This window comes from Pedobacter sp. B4419 (genome assembly GCF_059693725.1).
The window spans coordinates 1,566,937-1,582,832 of record NZ_JCASSL010000002.1; the positions used below are offsets into that span (position 1 = coordinate 1,566,937).

A 15,896-nucleotide genomic window follows, 5' to 3' on the forward strand; every position below is an offset into this window, starting at 1 on the left:
TAACTACCGTGATTTTACGATCATGGAAAAACCAAGCTGGCTTCAACGCGCTGAAAACACAATTTAAACAATGAATTAAACTGCTATTTAATGAAATTATCCCTAAAAAGTAACCTGCGGCTTGGTCTTGGCCTTTCGCTGATTATTCTTATCATTAGTTCGCTGGCGTCGTATGTGAGCATCAGAAACCTCATCAAATCTTCGGATTTAGTGGCACACAGCAATGAGGTTATGAACAACCTCGACAATATCATCTCCACCCTTAAAGACGCCGAAACCGGGCAGAGAGGGTTTTTGCTTACCGGAAACGAAACCTTTTTGCAACCTTATTTTGGAGCAAAAGAAAAAGTGAACGCGCTGTTTAAGCAATTGGAAGAAAGCACGGTAGACAACAGCTACCAGCAACGCAAATTAAGCGAGCTTAAAGAAATACTCAATAACCGGTTAACTGTTATTGAACAGACCATTGATGTCAAATCTAATGGTGGGGCAATTTCTGAGAAAACCCTGCTCGATGGCAAGTCTTATATGGACAATACAAGGCAGATCATCAGAGACATGCAAACTGAAGAGAAACGCCTGCTCGGCGTGCGCACCGCAGAGATGAACACCTTTGCAGGATACACGCCATTGCTCATTATTCTGGCTTCGATTTTATCCTTGCTGATCACCATTTTCTTTTACAGAAAAGTGGCTTCCGATTTTGATGAGCGTTTATTGCTGCAACAAGAACTGCAAAATGTTAACAATGAAACCGCCGAGAGGATAGGTGTAATCCAAGGTATTGCCCAACAGATTTCTAAGGGCGATTACAAAATAAGAATGGACGATGCCACCAAAGACGGTTTGGGCAGCTTGGCAGCCTCTTTAAACAATATGGCCGAATCGCTCCAGTATTCTTTTGGTTTGTTGGAAGATAAAGAATGGCTACAATCAGGCATAGCGAAGCTTAATGATCAAATGGTGGGCGAAAAAGACATTAAAACCCTCGCCAATGATATGTTGGTGCATATTGTTGCCCACACCAAAAGCCATGTAGCCGCACTTTACCTTTTAGAAGACGACAGGAATCTTTACCTGACCGGTGGATATGCCTTAATGGGCAATGAAATACAAAACAAATTTGCCATAGGCGAAGGATTGATTGGCCAATGTATGCAATTGGATAAGCTCATTTTGCTGGAAGAAGTTCCTGATGGCGAAATTACCATCAGTTACGCTACCGGGCAAACCAAGCCTAAAAATGTGCTGGCCTTTCCATTGCACCGCGATGGCTATATGGTTGGTGTAATCGAACTGGCCTCTTTAAATGCTTATACGCCACGCAAGCTCGAGTTTTTAAATAGCATTTCGAGTAACATAGGCATGGCCATCCATGTAGCGCAAAATCGCAAAAAACTGCAGGAGTTTTTAGAAGAAACCCAGGCACAGGCCGAGGAGCTACAGGCACAACATTCGGAGCTCGAAGGCTTAAATGCAGAACTCGAAGCCCAAACCCAAAAAATACAGGCTTCGGAAGAGGAGTTGCGCGTACAGCAAGAAGAGCTTTTGCAGAGCAACCAGGAATTGGAAGAGCGTACCAGCCTGCTCGAAGAAAAAAATCAGCTCATCCAAGAGCGCAATCTCGATATCCAGGAAAAAGCGGCGCAACTGGAGCAGAGTACGCGCTACAAATCTGAGTTCTTGGCCAATATGAGCCATGAGCTTCGCACCCCATTAAACTCTATTTTGCTGCTATCGAAACTGATGGCCGATAATGAAGAGCTCGATAAGGAATACACCGAATATGCAGCAGTTATCCAGAGCTCTGGACAAGGCCTGTTGAGCCTGATCGATGAAATTTTAGATCTTTCTAAAATCGAGGCAGGCAAAATGGACCTTGATATCACCGAGATCCACACAGAAGAAATCATTTCCGATATGCGTTCGCTGTTCGCGCCAATTGCCAACGATAGGCAGCTTACCATGGAGGTAAATGTAGAAAGCGATGTGCCGGCCATTATCCAAACCGATAAAATGCGCTTGGAACAGATCTTAAAAAACCTGTTGTCGAATGCACTTAAGTTTACGCACGAAGGAAAAGTAAGTCTTTCGCTAACGGCAGACCTCGCTTATAAAACCCTTATATTCAAAGTAAAGGATACCGGTATCGGCATTGCGAAAGATAAGCTGGGCATGGTGTTCGAGGCCTTTCAACAGGCCGATGGCTCTACCCGACGCAAGTTTGGAGGTACCGGTTTGGGCTTGTCGATCAGCAGGGAGCTAGCCAAATTATTGGGCGGCGATATCAACTTAGAAAGTGAAGAAAATATAGGCAGCGAATTTACCCTCACCATCCCGATTGATTATACTGATAACGAAGCCTATCTGGAAGAACAGCAGGCACATCGCGAACTTCAAGACAGAAACCCGTATATAGAGCCTGTTGCTGCGCCAATACCAAGTTATACGGTAGATGTGATTCCCGGCGAGGTGGAAGACGACCGCAACAGCATTGGCAAAAACGACAAGGTAATCCTGATTGTGGAAGACGATACCGCTTTTGCCAAAACCCTGTTAGACTTTACCAGGAAACGAAGTTATAAAGGCATTGTAGCCGTGAGGGGCGATGTGGGTATAGAAATGGCCAATAAATATAATCCGCTGGCAATTTTGCTGGATATCCAGCTGCCTATAAAAGATGGCTGGCAGGTAATGGAAGAGCTTAAATCTAATCCGAACACGCGACCTATTCCGGTACACATCATGTCATCGCTTTCGGTTAAAAAGGAAAGCCTGCTTAAAGGGGCGGTCGATTTTATCAATAAGCCGGTTGCATTGGAGCATATGAAGCAGATCTTCGAAAAACTGGAAGATGCGCTGAGCCGACATCCTAAAAAAGTGCTCATTGTAGAGGAAAACGAACAGCACGCCAAGGCATTGAGCTATTTCTTGAGCAACTCGAACATCCAAACAATGGTGGCCAGAAATGTGAGCGAAAGCATTGAGGCGCTTCAAAAGAAAGAAGTAGACTGCGTCATCCTCGATATGGGCATTCCAGATAAAAATGCTTACGAAACCCTAGAAACCATCAAGAAAAACGATGGCCTTGAAAACCTGCCGATCATTATTTTTACAGGCAAAAATTTATCAAAAGGCGAAGAAACCCGCATCAAACAATATGCAGATTCGATTGTTGTAAAAACCGCTCATTCTTACCAGCGTATTTTAGACGAAGCAGGTTTATTCTTGCACCTGGTAGAGCAGAAGGAAAAACAGGAGAAGCCAGCGTTAAAAGGCAGTTTGGGTGGTTTAAATGATGTGCTTAAAGGCAAAACCGTGCTCATCGCAGATGATGATGTACGCAACATCTTTTCGCTGACCAAGGCCTTAGAGCAGCATCAAATGAAGGTATTGCCGGCAATTGATGGCAAGGAGGCACTGAAGGTGCTCGACGAAAACCCTAACGTAGATGTGGTACTGATGGACATGATGATGCCAGAACTGGATGGCTACGAAACCACCAGGGCCATCAGAAACATGGGCGGCTACAGACAATTGCCTATTTTAGCGGTTACGGCGAAAGCGATGATGGGCGATAGGGAAAAATGTATCGCCGCTGGCGCATCAGACTACATTTCTAAACCTGTAGATGTTGACCAGCTGATCTCGTTGTTAAGAGTTTGGTTATATGATAAAGCATAAAAGATTGTTCTAGAATTTTTATGGAAGCGCGTACAAAAAAAATCCTCATCATTGATGATGACCAAAGAAACATTTTTGCATTAACAGCTGTTTTAAAAGCGAAGAAGTATAATTGTATATCGGCAAATAGCGCCCAGCAAGGGTTTGACCTGATTGCCGACGACGATAATATTGCCGTGGTACTAATGGACATGATGATGCCCGATATGGACGGCTATCAGGCCATGGCTAAAATGCAGAAAGAGGAAAGCCTGAAAGAAATTCCTGTAATTGCCGTTACGGCGCAAGCCATGGTAGGCGATAGGGAAAGGTGTCTCAATGCAGGTGCAAAAGGTTATATTTCTAAACCGGTAAATGTAGATGAACTCGTTATTCAATTAAAAAAATATATCTAGTGCCCCACTTAGCCGCCATAAATGATGAACAGGTAGAACTCTTGATCAACGACGTTTTAGAACAGTACGGCTACGATTTTACCGGCTATTCTAGGGCATCGCTAAAAAGGAGGCTGCTCCGTTTGTATGGCTTGGATAAGTTGGTCAGCTTTGCCGAGTTCAGGTATAAGATTACGAGCGACAATAGCTATTTTAAGCGTTTTGTAGAACAGATTACGGTAAACGTGACCGAGATGTTCAGGGATCCCGAATTTTACAAGGCCTTGCGTTTTAAGGTACTGCCTAATTTGGGTACTTATCCCTTCATCAGGATTTGGCTGGCAGGCTGCTCAACCGGCGAAGAGGCCTATTCTATGGCCATTATGCTCAAAGAGCTGAACCTCTTAAACAAATCGCTCATTTACGCTACCGATATCAATCCAACCGTATTGGAAAAAGCTGCACAGGGCCTGTTTCCCCTCGGCCAAATGAAACAGTACTCAGAAAACTACATCGCCTCTGGCGGCCCACAGGATTTTTCTTCTTACTACAGCGCCAACTATTCATTGGCCAAGTTTGACAACGACCTAAAGGCAAAAATAATTTTCTCGACCCATAACTTGGTGTCGGACCATTCTTTTAACGAATTTCAGCTAATATTGTGCAGAAACGTACTGATCTACTTTGATCGCGACCTGCAGTTTAAAGTACTGCAGCTGTTCGACAACAGTTTGGATAACTTGGGCTACCTGGCATTGGGCACCAAGGAAACCGTAGATTTTTCGCCCATTGCCAAACGCTACAAAAGATTGGAAACCGAAAAAATTTGGAGGAAAACCAACGGATGAACAACTGTAGAGCATTGATTATTGGTGGCTCGGCTGGGAGTCTCGAAGTGTTGTTGCGGGTGTTTCCGGCAATTAGGGAAGACTTGCCTTTTCCTATTGTAATTGTAGTGCACCGAAAACAAGGTACAGATTTCTTATTGGCCGATCTGATCTCAAAAAAGACGGTGCTCAAGGTAAAGGAAGCAGAAGAAAAAGAGAGGATCTTAAATAAAACTGTTTATATTGCTCCTTCAGATTACCATTTGCTGATTGAAAAAGACATGACTTTTTCTCTAGATTATTCTGAAAAAGTTAATTATTCGAGGCCTTCTATCGATGTTACTTTTCAATCGGCAGCCGAAGTTTATGAAGATGGTTTGGTTTGTTTGCTGCTTTCGGGCTCAAATGCCGATGGCGTGAACGGATTGATCACCGTTGACAGCTATGGAGGAGAAACGGCCGTGCAGGACCCAGAGAGTGCACAGGTTGATTACATGCCGTCGCAGGCAATTGCAAGGGCTAGGATAAGCGAAATACTAAAAATTGAAGAAATGGCCGCCTATATCAATATGCTGGCCTAGAAACGTTCTAAAAGATGAATAAAAAGGTTTTTATTTTTGATGACAATACGGATATTCTGGAATTATGTACCCTAATTCTGGAAGATGCCGGTTATGAAATCAAGACTTCGGCAAGTTCGAACAATATTGTTGACCAGGTTTGTGGTTTTATGCCCGATCTGATTTTTATGGACAATTGGTTGCCCGATATGGGTGGCATAGAGGCTACGCAGGCGCTTAAGAACCATCCCGATCTCAAACATATTCCTGTGATCTACTTTTCGGCAAACAATGATGTGCGCTCCTTGGCCGAACAGGCTGGAGCAGATACCTACCTGTCAAAACCATTTGATATCGATGCCCTCGAAGAAATTGTAGGCACTTACATCGGGAAATAGTACAGTCATCACTGCTGTTGGCGGAGACGTTGGCAGAGCCTTATGTTTTCCTCCCCCTGCCCCCTCCAAAGGGGGATAACTATTTCTCTAGCTTGGAAGTTTACCAGCGCTAATCGCCAAGCACAAAACGCCAAACCCTAGCCATTGATTTTGGAAATGAATGCCGGTGATGCTTGGTGCTGCAGTCCCGCTATCCGTTCACTGCTATCGGGTTTAATTAACAAAGGCTTGCTTTCCTCCCCCTGCCCCCTCCAAAGGGGATAACTATTTCTCTAGCTTGGAAGTTTACCAGTGCTAATCGCCAAGCACAAAACGCCAAATCCTAGCCATTGATTTTGAAAATGAAGGCCGGTAATGCTTGGGTGCTGCAGTCCCGCTATCCGTTTCACTGCTATCGGGTTTAATTAACAAGGGCTTGTTTTTCTCCCTCTGCCCCCTCCAAAGGGGGACAATGTTTCTCTAGCTTCTAGTTCATCGGCGCTAAACGCCAATCGCCAAACGCTAGCCATTGATTTTGGAAATGAAAGTCAGTAATGCTTGGGTGCTGCAGTCCCGCTATCCGTTTCACTGCTATCGGGTTTAATTAACAGGGGCTTGTTTTCCTCCCCCTGCCCCCTCCAAAGGGGGATAATGTTTCTCTAGCTTCGAAGTTATCATCGCTAAACGCCAAACACCAATCACTTTTCTTTAAAACAACGAAGCAACCTATCGCTAGATAGATTGCTTCGTGGCAACGCCAAACGCTTATCGCTCAACGCCTAATTCTTCATCCTGCCTTGCTCATCTTCCGTACCGGTAGAGCGACGGCGGGCGGGTTTGATTTCGTTCTTTCCAAAACGATAGCTAAAGCTGATCCTTCCAATTTGGCTCTCGTTTTTTTGGTATACCGTGTATTTCAATCCAGGATAGGCGCTTTTCAAATTCGTTTCATAAGTATTGAATATATCGCTCAGGGCTAGTTTTAGCGTTGCCTTTTTCTTCAATAATGCCTTGCTGATGCCAGCATCAACAGAGTAGCGCGAACCCAGGCTCAGAGTACCATAATCCAACGGAGATTCGTAGCTGCCAAACAGCTCTGCTGTTAAGCCGTCCATAATGATAAAGCTTTGCTGCGATTTAAACTGAAAAGAGGTTTTTCCTGTTTTTAAAGGCTGTCCGGCTAAATCGGGCGCTTCGAAGCTCAAGTAAAATACATTCAGGTTGTTGTTCATGCTCCACCATTTGGTTGCTTTTACAGGAACGTTTAAATTGGCCCCATAGCTGATGTTCTTGGCAATATTGGCATTGGTTTGGTATAATGCTTTTTGCGCCGCATCTGGCAAAAGCACTTCGGCAATTACATCGTTTACGCGGCTGTAGCTTAAACTTAACAGGTACTTTTGCATAAAGGTGTAAGATACCTCAAAACTGTGGGTGTACTGTGGGTTTAAGAATGGGTTTCCTTTGTTGTAGGTATACTGGTCAAGGTAATAAACAAATGGATTTAAGGCATCGTAGCTTGGCCTGTCTATCCTGCGGCTGTAAGAAAAACCAACCTGGTTATTTTCCGATAGGGTTTGCTGCAGGAAGAAGGTAGGAAAGAAATCCCAATAGCTGCGTTCAACCACATTGTTGGTGGTGATCAGGTTGCCCTTAGAATTGGTTTGTTCCATCCTTAAACCAACCTGAATAGTAGTGTTTTTAAACTGCTTGTTAAAATTGCTGTATACTGCATTTACGTTTTCATCGTAGACAAAACGGTTGCTGCGACGCACATCGTTGGTCCATGCATTGCTAAGGTAGGCCTCTGCAATGAGGTTGTTGTCGGTTTTGACCCAGCTGCTTTTCGCGCCAGCCTCCAGCCTCATGGTTTTGTTGATGGGCAAGGTATAATCCAATTTAAAAGCCTTGATTTCTATTTTAGAAGGTGTTCCGTTACGCGTGTATTCCGTAGGGCGGATCAGGCTGCCATTGGCAAAGCGATAGGTATTATCATAGGTAGAACCATCGTTTCCGTTAAATCTAGAGTAATCTACATCCGCAGAAAATTCTTGTCCGGCGGTATCTAAAATAGATTTATAGTTCAGGTTGTAAGAAACGTTGTTGTATTTGTTGGTCTGTATGCTTTTGGCCAATAAGGTAGAGTCGATTTGGTTAAACGATGGGCCGATGATGGTATTGTTATCGGTGGTTTCGTTGCCATTGTTAAAATAGCCGTTTACCAAAACGCCTAAGGTGTTTTTCTTGTCGATAAAGAAGTCGATGCCTGCTTTGAAGTTGTTGTTGCGGCTCTTGCGATAGCTGTCGCCAACCTGCATAAAATAGGTATCGGGCTTGCCATTTGTGCCGTTAGAAATTCGATCGATATCTAATAAATTATCCCTTCCCTGTTGGCCATAATTATAATTGCCAAATACGTTTACATTTTTGGTCCTATGGTTGAGGCTCAGGCCTGCATTTCCCCTAAAGTTTTTGCCATAGCCAGCGGTAAGGTTCAAATTTCCGTTGGTACCGCCATTTTTGCTTTTCTTGGTTTTGATATTGATGATGCCTGAGTTACCCGATGCGTCGTATTTTGAAGAGGGATTGGTAATCAGTTCGATGGTTTCCAATTCAGAACTTTGCATGTTTCTGAGCAGGTTGGCCACATCGGCATTGCTCATGTAGGTTTGTTTGCCATCAAGCATGATCAATACCCCCTGTTTGCCCTGCATAGAGATGTTGTCGTTTTGGTCAACGCTTACACCAGGTGCTTTTTGCAAGACCTCTAAAGCGTTAGAACCCACGGCCACGGTGCTGTTTTCTACGTTCATTACCAGTTTGTCGGCCTTTCTTTCAATCAAGGGCTTTGTGGTAGTAATACTTACAGCATTCAGGGTTTTGCTGTTGGCTTGCAGCTTGATGGTCGCTAAGTTTTGGCCCTCTGCCGACAAAACGAAAGGTTTTCCTTTATAGATTTCGTAGCCCATCATATTTGTTTTAATGAAATAGCTTCCTTCGCTGATGTTCAAGAATTGGAACTTGCCATCGGGAGTGGTCAATGCCGTTCTTACCAAAGCAGAATCGGCGGTTTTAAAAAGACCGATGGTGGCATAATCTATAGGTTTGTTTTGATCGTCTAGTACGGTTCCGTTAATGGTTCCCTGTGCTGCTTTTTCTTGCGCCAGCGCCATATTGCCCACGCAGCAACATAAAAAAACAAGGAATAGTGAGTAAATAGTTTTCATTTTGTGTTGTTTAAGGTTCAAAAAATAGGGACAAAAATTTTCCATTGCGTTCGCACGCAATTTTTTTCAATCCATAAATTTTATTTAGTTCAAAAAGCCGGAGGCTCTTTAATTAGTTTGTTGTCTTATAGACGAGACGAAAGTCTAAAAGGTTACAGAAAAACCGCTTAAATTTTAACTTTAACGATATTTTGGCATGAAAAAAGCCTGTATAGTGCAACTACACAGGCTTTTATTCAGAAATTATTTTTTTGTTATTTCATGCCCAAAACATCAGCTCCCTGGTCAAAAACCAAGTCGACAGGGATGCCTTTTTTGCTGAGGCGATCTAAATCTGCCTGCAGTTCTGGCTGAATGATTCCTTTCTCTTTTTGGGCTTTTTCAACTGCATTTTTATCACCGTTGCCCTGTAGCGTAATAATGAAATTGCTCAGTTCGTTCATCGCCTTGGCAAAAGCATCAAAATTTACACGATAGGTGCCATTGGCCGATCTTTCAAAGGCGCCTTTTTCCTTAAAAAAGTTAAAGCACTGCATATTGGCCTTGCCATGGGCTTCTGAGGCGCCGAAGCGTACCGAACGTAAAATACCGGCCATAAAAGTGGTGTAGTAATCCTTGATATCGCCAGTCAATTCGCCTTTTTTAAGCAAGCCTGTAACCATGTATAAGCCCAAGATATCAGCTTTGCCCTCTTCTAGCCATGAATATTGTTCTTTCAAAGCCGAGCGTACGGTTCCCTTGCCGGTAATCGTGTTTTTGATGCCCAATCCATGCGCCACTTCGTGAAACATTACATTGGCAAAAAAAGCATCGAATTTGATGTATTGCTGTTGGTCTTTATCTATTAATTCTTTGGCAATTGGCACCAAGATCTTATCGAACTTGGCCTGCATGGCATTCTTTAATTGCGAACGGCGGGTTCCTTTCTGCTGCTGAATGGTTTCATCGTTTGGCAAGTTCACCGCAATGGTTTTGGAGCCCGCATTACAGTCGCCGGCATAATAAACCACATCATAGGCATTCAGCTCAGAGTCGGTTCCGGGAACCTCTTTTTTGTAATTGGCGGCTACCGGAAGACCTTTTTGCAGTTCGGGTAACATTTGCACATATTTGGCCAAGCGCTTGCTCCATACCTTGTCTTTTACCAGCACATAAGATTCGTAAGCGGCGCGTGCATTGAACAATTTATCCTCGTAGTTTTCTATCGGACCAATAATAATATCCAAGCCGTTGGTTTTCATATCCAACCAGGCATAATCGCTAGCCTTGTAGTCGTCGGTTACCAAGGCATCGGCCCTGAGATTCAGGTATTTTTTAAATCCAGGATCATCGGTAATCAACGCGGCTTGCTTCAACAACGAACTTGCTTTTTGAAGTTCGGAAGCAAAAATGACATGGTAAGGTACCGAGATCAATTTGTCTTTTTCGGTTCTGATGACAGAATATAGGCCAAATTTGTCTTTTACATCAGATTTTTCCAGTTGCTCTTTCGTCATCCCGGCCGGATAAAAAGTACCAGTTTCCGATTTTGGACCAACGCCCATCACAAAAGGCTTTTCGGCATTTAATCTATCCCAAGGGCCATAATTGATCATTACAAAATCTCGGGTCTTCTGGTCTTTAATGGTGTTCAGCAAACTATCGCGCTGCGGATAGGCCTGTTTCCAAAAAAGATCGTTCATGATCTCTGCGGCCTGGATCAACAAGGGCAACACTTGGCGCTCGTTGGCGCTCAACTGGTTAAGGTTGGTGGTTAGTTTTACCCTTTCGTAAGCGGCTAATCGGAGGTCTACATATTCCTGCAGGCTGTCTTTTGCCTTGTTTGTGCTGGTGTCTGTTCCGGCTTTTTCGGTCTGGTTACAGGCGCTAAGGCCAGCAGTAAGAGAAAGGCTCACCAATAGAGCCATGGTTTGATGTATAGGTTTAATCCGCATACGCATTTATGTTACTAAAAATTGTTCGTCGTTTTATATCAATCTACTAAATTAGCAAAAAATATAAACCCACGTAATTTAGATTTGAGCGCGAGCTTAACTCATTCTTACTCTTTAAAATACAAACGATGTTCATTAGACCCACCCACTCCAAACTTGCCGCTCTTGTTGCCTGCGTGCTTTTGCTAACCAATTGCAGCAGCAGCAAATATGCCGCGACAAACAAGGTATATAAAAATATGGCCAAAGGCTTTTCTGAGGTAATCAAGGCTGCGCCACCAGAAAATCAAACCATTGATTCGTTAAACAACGAACAGTCTTGGGTAGGTACGGTAAATATGGGCATGCGCAAGCCTAATTTTGTGGTGATCCACCATACCGCGCAGGATTCTACCGAACAAACCCTTAAAACCTTTACCATTGCCCGTACGGCGGTAAGCGCACATTATGTGATAGGCAGAGATGGAAAAGTAGTACATATGGTGAACGACTACCTGCGTGCGCAACATGCGGGAGCTGGTAAATGGGGAAATGATACCGATCTCAATTCTTCATCTATCGGCATCGAGCTAGATAATAACGGGACCACAGATGTGTTTAGCAATGCGCAGATCAAAAGCTTATGTGCGCTCTTGGCCACGCTGAAAAAGAAATACAACATTCCAACCGCCAATTTTATCGGTCATGCAGATTATGCCCCTGGACGTAAAAACGATCCTAAAAACTTCCCTTGGAAAATATTGGCCAAAAAGGGCTTCGGCTATTGGTATGATGATGTATTGCAGCTGCCACCAGCCGATTTCGACACCACCAATGCGCTACGCATCATCGGGTATAACGTAAAGAATTTGAATTATGCCATCGAAGCCTTTAAAATCCACTTTGTGCAAGACGATATTTCGCAAAAGCTAACGGAAATAGACAAGCTGATTTTGTATAATGTGTATAAGAAGTATTTGTAAACCAAGAAGCCCTCAAATTTGAAGGGCTTTTTTCTTACTTAAAACATAGGAGAAAGCGGTTAAAAAATATCAAGAAATCATTGATGCATCTATTGACAAGAAGCTCGAATTAAATATTAGCCAAAGAGAAAAACTATTAATTAAAAAGAAAACACGGCTTCGTGTTTGGGAGTAGTTTTGTTCGAGTCTCGTTCGACTCTTGTTCGTCGTTTTGTTTTTTAACTTTAACGAAAATAAACAAAGTCCAAAGGAGAGTCGAAGATGAGTAGTATGAATCTGATTTGGACTGAGATGTTTACTATTTAGACCCCAACGTTTAACGCCAATCGCAACTCGCTTAACACTCTTTGCACTTCAAGTCTTTTCACGCAGAATCTCATCAAAAGGGCTTCGATAAAAAGACATAAAAGTCCTATTCTTGGAATCGTAATATCCAGCCAGAACGCATGTTCATCCTGAGATTCCATACGTTCGTCCTGCAAAAACTATTGTTTGCACTAAAATTTTTTCCTTTGAAAAACATAGACTAATTTTATAGCCGGCATCAAAAGGTAACGCTTTAATGCCTCCACAATCTTCTTAAATTATGATGAAAAAAACGTTCTCGTTGCTGTTGCTCTCATGGGCAACTGTGGGTCTGTGCTTTGCGCAGTTCAAACTTCCAAGCTATGTTCCGCCTGCTCCCAATGCCTATTCGCTAGGTAAATATGGTGATGTGCCAGTAGGCCTCTACACTGGTGTGCCCAATATCAGTATCCCTATTTATACGCTTACCGATCATGAAATTTCCGTGGGCGTTTCGCTGTCTTACCATGGGGGAGGCGTTAAAATTGATGAAGAAGCGTCAGATGTAGGTTTATCATGGTCATTAAATGCCGGTGGCATGATCACAAGAGTAGTAAAAGGGATCGAAGACGAAGCTTCTACAAGAAAAGAAATTCCAATGCAGAGCGTAAATTCTTATGCAAATGTTGGTGCCTTTATTGATCAGAACTATTTACCCTCAATTGTAACCGGAACTTTCGATTTAGAGCCCGATTTATTCATTTTTAACTTTAATGGACGCACAGGTAAGTTTTTCTTTGATAAAAATGGGAATGCGGTGCTCCAAAAAAGAGAAGGACTGGAAATTACCTGGCAAAACAACGCCCCTTATGGCAAGATTTTTACCATAAAGGATGAAAAAGGATTGATTTACCGTTTTAACAATATTGAAACTAGGGCCTCGCCTGATTTTTCGAGAACAGTAATCTCTACTTGGTACTTGACAAGTATTACTTCGCCAACTGGAAATGTGGCGACCTTTCAATACACCTCAAAGGGAGGTATTATCCATCCGATCAGATCAGGAAAAAATTATACTATTCTTCCGGTATCCCAAGGCCGTTTAATTACTGTTGCACCGTTGGTTAATCCTATACATGATGGCCCCGATTATGGTAACCAAACGCAAGAACTGCGTTTAACTAAAATTGTGAGTAATAACGGTTCTATTGATTTTCTCTACAAGACAACTGGACGTTTGGACTTGTACAGCAATCCAAGTACAGCTGCCATGGACCAAATTATTGTGAGAAAACCCGACAACACTGTCCTCAAAAAAGTGAAGCTTTTTACAGGCTATTTTGAAGCTAACAATACGCGCAAGTATAATATGGCCAATATAAATGCCAACCAGTTCCTCAATTATCGCTTAAGGCTTGATTCGGTACAAGAGTTCTCAGCAGCTGATTTGCCGATGCAGCCTGCCTATAAGTTCAGCTATCTGGGAGATAATAATCCGAATACCGACGATCCTTATACCTTGCCTTACCGACTTTCACCTCAGCAAGATCATTGGGGGTATTTTAATTACAGCAGCAATACTCATTTATTTCCTTTTAATAATTCTGTGTATTTCCGTACCAACGAATGGTATATGCATTTTCTTGATTTTTTCTCACTAGGAGGAACTATTAGTTCCACTTTGCCACCAGCAACTAGAACTCCAGATACGGCGGCTATGAAGGCAGGAATGCTCAATCGGATTGTTTATCCAACAGGAGGTTATACCGATCTTGAATTTGAGTCTAATTACAAAGCTGATTATAATATAGGAGGGGTTCGGATAAAAAGGATAAAAACCCATCCATTAAATGGGTTGCCACAAGAAAGTATTTATACTTATGAAGGCTATTCAAATATAGATCCAGAAAGTTCTTATTATGAAATAATGGAGGCTAAATATCATTACCCTAATTCTATATCTAATATGCCAGAGAAAGAAGAGTTAGTCATGTTTGATCTGCCTTCAAGTAATGATATCTTTTTAATCCAAGACTACCTTAAGATAACGGTGACGCCACAGGCAGTTTTGGGTAAAGGTTCGCAAGGCGGTTATGATATGGTAAAAGTTACACAACCAGGCAATGGCTATGTGCAAACCAATTTTGACAGCAGCTCCTATCCCGACTATGATGGAGATGATGGTTATTCGGAAGGAATAGGTGAAATCCAATTATTGAATGGTATTTTTTCTTCAGAATTGGTAGATGACCTTTTACCAGTTTTTTCAGATTGGGTGACCAAATCTGTGGTGAGTTCAATGTGGCCATATCCCGATATGGTAGACAATAGCTGGAAAAGAGGGATGGAAACAGGTAAAAGTTATTATTCAGAAGCGGGTGTACTTTTGAAATCGGAGACTTTCGATTATACACGAAAGCTGATAGATTTTGTGCCATCGTTTAAGCTGTTTCGTCCAAGAGAGTATAATCCTAGGCGCTATTTATTTGCCAAATCAGGCATGTCGAGCGGGTTGGTACAACTGAAGCGATCGATAACCACTCAGTATGACCAAAACGGTTTAAACCCATTGACTGATACCGTAAATTATTACTATGATAATCCGAATCATTATCAGTTGACAAGGCAGGAAAGCAAAAAGAGCAATGGCAAAACGGCTATCTCGGTTACATCATTTCCTTTAGACTATCCTGTGGGTACTACATTTATAGACAATATGGTAACCAACCACTTATTAGCTTATCCAATTGAACAGGTAAGTTATGTAGATAATGGAAATGGCAAAAATTTAGTGTCAGGTACGTTGACCATATATAAAACAGGAGGTAAAGGTTTAAAAGACCAAGACAAAATAGCCGAATTTACTGCTCCCTATGCCTTGTCTTCTTTTAAATTTGCGAATAGAGTTGCTGGAACTCTTCCTCCAAATGGTACCTCTACAGCTTTTGTGCCTGACGGAACTTATAAGGCTAAAATCAATTACGATTACTTCGATATAGCAGGCAATCCCGTTCAGCTTTCAGAACCTTCTGGTCCAAAAATGAGTTATATATGGGGCTATAACAAGCAATATCCTGTTGCCCAAGTTAAAAATGCACCATTAACAGAGGTTAGTGTGGCTGATTTGGGTACTTCTTCTTGGTATGCTTATGGTTATTTGGAAAGTCCTGTAGGATTTGAATATGATTATTATGACTTGAGTGCTCCTTTGCCCGCTCCCGTAGTCAATTTACAGAGCCAAATTGGGGTGATGAACACTTATGGTATGCTTCTTCAAGCATCCAAAACCTATGTGCTGTCTTACTGGGAAAATGATGGAGAGCTTCTATTTACCTCAACTAGCAGTACCATCAACATTATTTCAAATGAAGTAATTAGAACCAAGGGCGCTTGGAAATTAAGACGATTGGAGTTTACCAATGTAGATGGTGATTTATTTATAGAAGTTTACAATTATGGGCGATTACAAGACTTTAAGGTCTACCCAAAAAATGCAGAAGTAATTACTTATACCTATGAGCCGCTAGTAGGTATGACCAGTAGTACGGATGCAAAGGGACTAACGACCTTTTACGAGTATGATACGCTAAATCGGTTAAAGTATATCAAAGACCAAGATGGTAACATTGTTAAAAGCTTCGATTACAACTACAAACACTAACGCTC

Annotated in this window: 9 protein-coding genes; 7 read left to right on the plus strand and 2 right to left on the minus strand. The window is 42.4% G+C overall.

The window, feature by feature from the left end; all coding sequences use genetic code 11:
- Positions 1-90: 90 nt before the first annotated feature.
- From AC570H_RS18245 to AC570H_RS18265, 5 genes are read left to right on the plus strand one after another with little or no spacing between them, the layout of a single operon-like run.
- A complete protein-coding gene (locus AC570H_RS18245) occupies positions 91-3,684 on the plus strand; it encodes a response regulator (RefSeq protein ID WP_497357485.1) in 3,594 nt (1,197 codons plus the stop codon).
- 20 nt (positions 3,685-3,704) lie between these two features.
- On the plus strand, positions 3,705-4,079 hold the full coding sequence (locus AC570H_RS18250; protein WP_497357487.1) for a response regulator: 375 nt from the start codon (positions 3,705-3,707) through the stop codon (positions 4,077-4,079).
- Entirely contained in the window at positions 4,079-4,906 is an 828-nt protein-coding gene (locus AC570H_RS18255) for a CheR family methyltransferase (RefSeq protein ID WP_497357489.1), read from the plus strand. Before AC570H_RS18250 ends, AC570H_RS18255 begins: the two co-directional genes overlap by 1 nt.
- Entirely contained in the window at positions 4,903-5,466 is a 564-nt protein-coding gene (locus AC570H_RS18260) for a chemotaxis protein CheB (RefSeq protein ID WP_497357491.1), read from the plus strand. The genes AC570H_RS18255 and AC570H_RS18260 overlap by 4 nt, the downstream gene beginning before the upstream one ends.
- A gap of 14 nt (positions 5,467-5,480) precedes the next feature.
- Positions 5,481-5,843 (plus strand): response regulator, encoded by a 363-nt coding sequence (locus AC570H_RS18265; RefSeq protein ID WP_497357493.1) that lies wholly within the window; start codon positions 5,481-5,483, stop codon positions 5,841-5,843.
- A gap of 758 nt (positions 5,844-6,601) precedes the next feature.
- Here AC570H_RS18265 and AC570H_RS18270 read toward each other — a convergent pair.
- A complete protein-coding gene (locus AC570H_RS18270; protein ID WP_497357495.1) occupies positions 6,602-9,049 on the minus strand; it encodes a TonB-dependent receptor domain-containing protein in 2,448 nt (815 codons plus the stop codon).
- A 254-nt stretch (positions 9,050-9,303) separates the two neighbouring features.
- Positions 9,304-10,983, minus strand: coding sequence for a DUF8614 domain-containing protein (locus AC570H_RS18275; protein ID WP_497357497.1), 1,680 nt, complete (start codon positions 10,981-10,983; stop codon positions 9,304-9,306).
- A 128-nt stretch (positions 10,984-11,111) separates the two neighbouring features.
- Here AC570H_RS18275 and AC570H_RS18280 point away from each other — a divergent pair, with 128 nt between their 5' ends.
- Both AC570H_RS18280 and AC570H_RS18285 read left to right on the plus strand, forming a co-directional pair.
- Positions 11,112-11,945, plus strand: coding sequence for an N-acetylmuramoyl-L-alanine amidase (locus tag AC570H_RS18280; RefSeq protein WP_497357499.1), 834 nt, complete (start codon positions 11,112-11,114; stop codon positions 11,943-11,945).
- Positions 11,946-12,531: 586 nt separating this feature from the next.
- Positions 12,532-15,891 carry a hypothetical protein gene (locus AC570H_RS18285; RefSeq protein ID WP_497357501.1) on the plus strand — a complete coding sequence of 1,120 codons (3,360 nt, stop codon included), beginning with the start codon at positions 12,532-12,534 and terminating at the stop codon, positions 15,889-15,891.
- The last annotated feature ends 5 nt before the right edge of the window (positions 15,892-15,896 follow it).

Excerpts from the sequence above, each read along its gene's own strand:
- AC570H_RS18245 (WP_497357485.1), top strand. The coding sequence starts at position 91 with ATGAAATTATCCCTAAAAAGTAACCTGCGGCTTGGTCTTGGCCTTTCG.
- AC570H_RS18260 (WP_497357491.1), top strand. The coding sequence starts at position 4,903 with ATGAACAACTGTAGAGCATTGATTATTGGTGGCTCGGCTGGGAGTCTC.
- AC570H_RS18275 (WP_497357497.1), bottom strand. The coding sequence starts at position 10,983 with ATGCGGATTAAACCTATACATCAAACCATGGCTCTATTGGTGAGCCTT.
- AC570H_RS18280 (WP_497357499.1), top strand. The coding sequence starts at position 11,112 with ATGTTCATTAGACCCACCCACTCCAAACTTGCCGCTCTTGTTGCCTGC.
- AC570H_RS18250 (WP_497357487.1), top strand. The coding sequence starts at position 3,705 with ATGGAAGCGCGTACAAAAAAAATCCTCATCATTGATGATGACCAAAGA.
- AC570H_RS18285 (WP_497357501.1), top strand. The coding sequence starts at position 12,532 with ATGATGAAAAAAACGTTCTCGTTGCTGTTGCTCTCATGGGCAACTGTG.
- AC570H_RS18265 (WP_497357493.1), top strand. The coding sequence starts at position 5,481 with ATGAATAAAAAGGTTTTTATTTTTGATGACAATACGGATATTCTGGAA.
- AC570H_RS18270 (WP_497357495.1), bottom strand. The coding sequence starts at position 9,049 with ATGAAAACTATTTACTCACTATTCCTTGTTTTTTTATGTTGCTGCGTG.